This window comes from Pseudomonadota bacterium (genome assembly GCA_022572885.1).
In the GTDB taxonomy this organism is placed as follows: domain Bacteria; phylum Pseudomonadota; class Gammaproteobacteria; order Steroidobacterales; family MnTg04; genus MnTg04.
In genome coordinates, this window is sequence record JACZVC010000054.1 from 1 (window position 1) to 5,861 (window position 5,861).

At 57.5% G+C, this 5,861-nt stretch carries 4 protein-coding genes; 3 read left to right on the forward strand and 1 reads right to left on the reverse strand.

Features of this window, described 5'->3' with window-relative positions:
- Nucleotides 1-309 precede the first annotated feature (309 nt).
- Complete coding sequence (locus IIA05_12735; GenBank protein MCH9027957.1) at nt 310-510, forward strand: hypothetical protein; 201 nt, start codon at nt 310-312, stop codon at nt 508-510.
- Between the two features lie 256 nt (nt 511-766).
- On the opposite strand, the gene dgoD is transcribed toward IIA05_12735, so the two are convergent.
- The gene (gene dgoD / locus IIA05_12740; protein ID MCH9027958.1) at nt 767-1,900 is read right to left on the reverse strand and encodes a galactonate dehydratase; all 1,134 of its coding nucleotides are present in this window, start codon (nt 1,898-1,900) and stop codon (nt 767-769) included.
- 325 nt (nt 1,901-2,225) lie between these two features.
- Between dgoD and IIA05_12745 the strand changes: the two genes are divergently transcribed.
- Together IIA05_12745 and IIA05_12750 are read left to right on the forward strand one after the other, a co-directional pair.
- On the forward strand, nt 2,226-4,292 hold the full coding sequence (locus IIA05_12745; protein ID MCH9027959.1) for a PAS domain S-box protein: 2,067 nt from the start codon (nt 2,226-2,228) through the stop codon (nt 4,290-4,292).
- Between the two features lie 141 nt (nt 4,293-4,433).
- On the forward strand, nt 4,434-5,753 hold the full coding sequence (locus IIA05_12750; GenBank protein MCH9027960.1) for an ISNCY family transposase: 1,320 nt from the start codon (nt 4,434-4,436) through the stop codon (nt 5,751-5,753).
- The last annotated feature ends 108 nt before the right edge of the window (nt 5,754-5,861 follow it).

Genomic DNA, 5,861 nt, shown 5'->3' on the forward strand with positions numbered 1-5,861 from the left:
GGTGCTCGGCGACCACGGCGTGAGCATACGCGCGATCGCGCAGGGTTCGTCCGAGCTGAACATCTCGTTCGTCGTCCGCCGCGGTTCCATCGCGAATATTTCTCGTTGTGGGCAAATATACCACTCATACACCAATTTTATCGTATGAATGGGCATGAAACCCACTTCCAATCCAGAGAGTACAATAGGCGGCTGGAAAGATCAAACAATTTCCAGTGATTTTCTTGAATCTTGAGAAACTTACACGGTATGGTCTTCTATGCCCGATCGCGGATGATTTCTCTGGTTGATAACTGTGGAGTACGAGTGATGGCCAAAGCATATATCAAACTGCAACCGTCAGAAGCTGTCATCGTCGGGGCCGCTGCGCAGATTTACGCTGCCTATGTCATCGCCGGTCGGACCGAACAAGGCCACGAGGCAGAATGGATGGAGCAGTCGATTCGCGAAGCCATCTGTATCGCAAAAACAGTCGACAGCAGCGTGCAGGCCGACACGGAACTCGACTGAGGGGTTGTAAATGATTCGGTTTTTGCCTCGAAGGAGCCGGCTATGTCAGCCCAGGGCTGGCAAAATTGGCCCCTTTAGGGCCAAGTCATTTTGGACGGCTGAAATGTGACGACATTTGAGATTCGGATTTCTCATTTGTGTCGCGGTGTTTGAAACTGAACAAGGGCGTGCTTCGGATTTCCGACTTCGTGAAAACGCCAACTTATTTCGGCGGGTTCCCTGATCGCTCACTCACACCTGCGCTTCAACGGAAGTCCTACCAATTGGTGAACGAACCGTCGCGTCGCCGCAGTTGAGGCGTGCGGCCCTCTGGAAACGGCGGGTAGGCTGCCAGGGCGTCGGTGTGGAATTCGATTCCCAATCCCGGACTCTCCGGCGGCAGCAGGTCACCGGCATCGAACGGCACTTGCACGGGGAAAAGTTCGGGCAGCACCGTGCCCGGGACTCGGGCCAATTCCTGAACCGCAAAATTACTGACCGCCAGATCGAGATGCAGACAGGCGGCCGTCGACACCGGGCCCAGGGGATTGTGCGGCGCCAGGGCGATGTAGTGCGCCTCGCACCAGCCGGCGATCTTGCGCGCTTCGGTCAGGCCGCCGGCGATGCACAAGTCGACGCGGCAGTAGTCCATCAGCTCCTCTTCGATGACCTGCCTGAAGGCCCATTTGCCCGCCCACTGCTCTCCCACGGCGATGGGCACCGCCGTCTGCTGCCGCACCAGGCGCAGACTCTCGGCGCTCTCGCTGCGGATGGGGTCTTCGACAAAGAAGGGGTGGTACTGCTCTACCCCCCGGCAAAACTGGATGCTGGCGGCCGGATCCAATCGCGTGTGCACGTCCACCAGAATCTCGATCTCCTCGCCCAGTTCCTCGCGCACCGCCCGCACCTGCTCGATGCCGTAACGCACCGCCCGGCTCGGCTCCAGCAGCTCCTTTCCCACGGGGTCTACCAGACTCCAGCGCACGAACTTCCATCCGGCGTCCCGGGTCTTTCTGCAGCTGGCCAGCAGGTCGTCGATCCTGTGCGGGTCGCCGTTGTGCGGGTAGCAGACCACTCGGTCGCGCACCTTGCCGCCCAGTAGCTCGTACACGGGCACGCCGAGTGCCTTCCCCTTGATATCCCACAGGGCGATGTCCACGGCACTCACCGCACTGGTCTGCACGCCGCCGCCCGGGAAAAAGCCGCCGCGAAACATCACCTGCCACAGGTGCTCGGTGCGGAAAGGGTCTTCGCCGACCAGGTCGGGCGCCATGGAGTCGACGACCTCGGCGACGGCCCTTCCCCGCCTCTTCAGGCCCCCTTCGCCCATACCGTAGATGCCCGAGTCGGTCTCTACTTTGACGAAGATACCGGCGTCGAGCACAAAGGGCTTAACGGCAGTTATTTTCATGGTGGTGCTCCTGGCGTTCTAAGGTGGTACGAGCCTGACGCGGCGATCTGTCGATGCTGCCGTCAGGCGTGATATGAATACACCTCGGTATATGTGAATGCTCATCTGGGAGTGGGTCGAATAATCTCTCTTTCGGATAGGGTAGTCAAGGAGAGCGCGGAGCGCGGTTGGCTCCCCCTCTCGATGGTGGCGGGGAGCCAGAAAGTGCTTGACAATTCAATGGGCCTGACTCACACTGGTAGGGGTCTGTGCGGTGACCCGTATCTGCCTGAGATTCAAGGAGTTGAGGAAGAGTGAGCCCTTCCAGCCGCGCGGCGGGAATTCCATGAGTGCCGAATTGCGGACAGACCAGTTTGAGCTGAGGCGCAGGCTGGTGCAGATGGAGATGCTGTACGAGGTCGGCCTGGCGCTGAGCGAGTCTCTGGACCCTACATACGTGGCGGACGAGCTGCTGCAGCGGGCGCTGACGATGGTAGACGCGCGGTCGGGTCTGCTCATGGTGAGAGCTGAGGAAGGGGGAGCTATCGAGATCATCGGCAAGGCCGGGGTCGAGTGCGACGAAGGGGAGATCCTCCAGCTACCCGAAATAGAGGAGGTCTGGCGCCACAAGGCCGCTGTCCAAAACGACCGCGAGACCTCGAGCTGCCGCTACCTCTGCATTCTGCCGCTGGAGTGCCAAGGAGAGGTGAGGGGACTCCTGATCGTGGCAGACAAGGAGAGTCGCGACAGCGGCATCGGACCCTTCGACGAAAGTGACGAGTCGATGTTGCGGTCTTTCAGTCTCCAGGCCGGCGCTGCCCTGCACAACGCGCGTCTGCACCGCAACCTGGAGGAGACCCATCGTCAGCTCGTGGCTGCCCAGGCCAAGATCGTGCAGCTCGAGACCGAGGTTGCCGAGCGCAAGCAGGCCGAGGCGGCGCTCCGGGAGAGCGAAGAGCGGCTTCAACTGGCGCTGGGGGCATCCCGAGCCGGCACGTTCGATTTCGATGTCGCCACGCAATATTGCACCTGGGACGATCGCTCTCTTGAGATCTACGGCCTCTCGGAAGCGGATCGCTGCGGAGACGCCGAGTTTTTCTATTCCCTCGTTCACCCGGAAGACAGGCCGCGCCTCCGAGCGGTACACGAGCAGGCGCTTGCCTCTGAAAGTCGCTACAGTGTAGACTACCGCATCAGAAGGCCCGACGGCGACGAGCGCTACGTGCAGGCCAACGGCGTGATCCTACGCAACGACCAGGGCGAGGCCGTGCGGGCGATCGGCGTGGAATTCGACATCACCGAGCGCAAGCGCGCCGAGGAGGTGCTGCGCGAGAGTGAAGCCCGGAATCGCGCGTTCCTCTCGGCGATTCCCGATATGATTTTTACCTTCCGCGAAGACGGTACCTATCTGGATTTTATGCCGGCGCCAGGGGTCGAGCCCTACGTGAAGCCCGAGGAATTCCTGGGCAAGACCGTCCACGCGGTCTTGCCAGCCGACAAAGCGGAACGGACGATGCAAGACATCCGCCGGGCGCTCAAGACCGGTGCGGTTCAAAGACACGAATACACCCTGGCTTCTGGCGACGAGCAACGCGACTTCGAGTACCGCATGGTGCCCAGTGGAGACGGTGAGGTGATGGCTATTGTGCGCGACATCACCGAGCGCAAGAAGATCGAACAAGAACGGGAAAAGATGCTGGCTGAATTAGAAGATAAAAACGCTGAACTGGAGCGCTTTACCTACACGGTCTCGCACGACCTGAAAAGCCCCCTGGTCACGATCAAAGGGTTTCTAGGGATGCTCCGTGTAGATGCGCGGTCGGGAAATCCAGAACGCATGGAAAAAGATATCCAGTACATCGAAACGGCAACGGACAAAATGAGTCGTCTGCTGGGCGAACTTTTGGAACTCTCTCGCATCGGACGCCTGATGAACCCGCCCGAGGCCGTCTCGCTGACCAACTTAGCCGACGAAGCCGTAGAAATGGTAGCTGGACAGATTGTTGCGCGTGGTGTTAACGTTGAGGTGGAGCCCGAGATGCCGGTGGTTCATGGAGATCGGGTGCGCCTGGTGGAAATCTTTCAAAACCTGATCGACAATGCGGTGAAGTTCATCGGGGATCAGCCGAGGCCGCGGGTGGAGATCGGGGCTACGAAGCAGCACGGGGAGATCCTGTGTTCGGTACGGGACAACGGCATCGGCATCGATTCTCGCTATCACGAGAAGGTCTTCGGGTTGTTCGAGCGCTTGGGTATCGAGGCCGAAGGTACGGGCATTGGTCTAGCGTTGGTCAAGCGCATCGTGGAAGTGCACGGGGGCCGGGTCTGGGTGGAGTCGCAGGGCGAAGGACACGGCAGCACATTCTGGTTTACGCTGCCCGAGCACGGGGTCTCGATGGCTCCGGCTAAGTAGTCCTGCAAAAGTATTTCGGTAAATCTGCTGGTATCACCTTGGGCGAAGGCTGGCGTCGGTCCAGCAATTCTAAATTCAAAATCAGGTTGACAAGCGGGCAACCAGGTGTTAGTGTCATGGATCATACCAGAAGAGGAGATAATGCCCAAACCGCTGTCATTAGACCCGCTTATCAAGCAACTGCGTCAACGCTGGCAAGAGTTGCCTGATTATCGTCAACCCAGTAACAACACCCAATACACCATCGCCGATGCTGCGCTGGCCGCATTTTCAGTTTTTTTCATGCAGTCGCCCTCCTTTCTAGCCCATCAGCGAGACGTACAACAAAGAAAAGGGCGAAGTAATGCCGGAACGCTCTTTGGCCTAGAGAAGATACCGACTGACAATCAGATACGGAATCTATTGGACCCGATAACGCCGGATCACTTTCACGATGATTTCGAGTGGGTGATCGATGAATTGGAGCGCAGTGGTCATTTGGAGGCTTTCCGCGACTACGCAGGGACCTATCTTGTGGCCCTTGATGGGGTATGTTACCACGCCTCAGAGAAGATACACTGTTCCAAGTGTTCACATCGAAAAGATCGCACAGGGGTGATTCACTATTATCACAGTGCCATCATTCCGGTATTGGTCAAGCCGGACTCGGCTCAGGTCGTGTCCTTGCCCCCGGAGTTCATTGTGCCCCAGGATGGTCATAACAAGCAGGATTGTGAGCGGGCCGCTGTCAAAAGGTGGCTGGCTCAGCATCACGCGCGCTATGGGCGTGTGACTTTTCTCGGAGATGATCTCTACTCCAATCAACCGTTGTGCGAGTTGATCGATGCTACCTACGAGCAGTATTTTGTTTTCGTGTGCAAACCTGATTCTCACCGCACGCTCTATGACAGGCTCTCGACGATGTCGCGGGAACTGGAAATCAAGCAGATTCGACGCTGGAATGGGCGTCATGGCGAAAACTGGACCTATCGTTTTGTCAAGCAAGTTCCTCTTCGATCTGGATCGGATGCCTTATTGGTCAATTGGTTTGAACTCACGATTACCCATGAAGACACCGGTAAGACGCTCTACCAAAACGCCTGGGTCACCAATCATGTGATTACCTCAGAGAACGTCTCCAGCCTGGTCAAAGTAGGTCGTAGTCGCTGGAAAGTAGAAAACGAAAACATCAATATTCTCAAGACGAAGGGGTATCATCTCGAACACAACTTTGGGCATGGCAAGGGGCATCTTTCCAGCGTTTTTTTCACGTTGAATCTGTTGGCGTTTCTCCTTCATACCGTTCAAGATCTCGTCAATGAAGCCTACCGTCTGCTGCGAGATACATTAGCTGTGCGTCGTACCTTCTTCAATGATCTGAAAGCCTTGACTCGCTACCTGGTTTTCGAGAGTTGGGAGACCCTCTTTAGGTTCATGCTGGACAGCTTGGAACTCGATATTCCTCCTCCATTTTCTAAATGAGAATTGCTGCGTCAATCCAGGTGTCGAAACGGCGATGGTCCTGGTAGCCCCGATCCAAGACGGCGGTCTCGTCCCGATCCAAGAGCGTGCTGACGAACGGGCGCTCTC

Coding starts and splice junctions, on each gene's coding strand:
- IIA05_12735 (MCH9027957.1), top strand. CDS start 310: ATGGCCAAAGCATATATCAAACTGCAACCGTCAGAAGCTGTCATCGTC.
- dgoD (MCH9027958.1), bottom strand. CDS start 1,900: ATGAAAATAACTGCCGTTAAGCCCTTTGTGCTCGACGCCGGTATCTTC.
- IIA05_12745 (MCH9027959.1), top strand. CDS start 2,226: ATGAGTGCCGAATTGCGGACAGACCAGTTTGAGCTGAGGCGCAGGCTG.
- IIA05_12750 (MCH9027960.1), top strand. CDS start 4,434: ATGCCCAAACCGCTGTCATTAGACCCGCTTATCAAGCAACTGCGTCAA.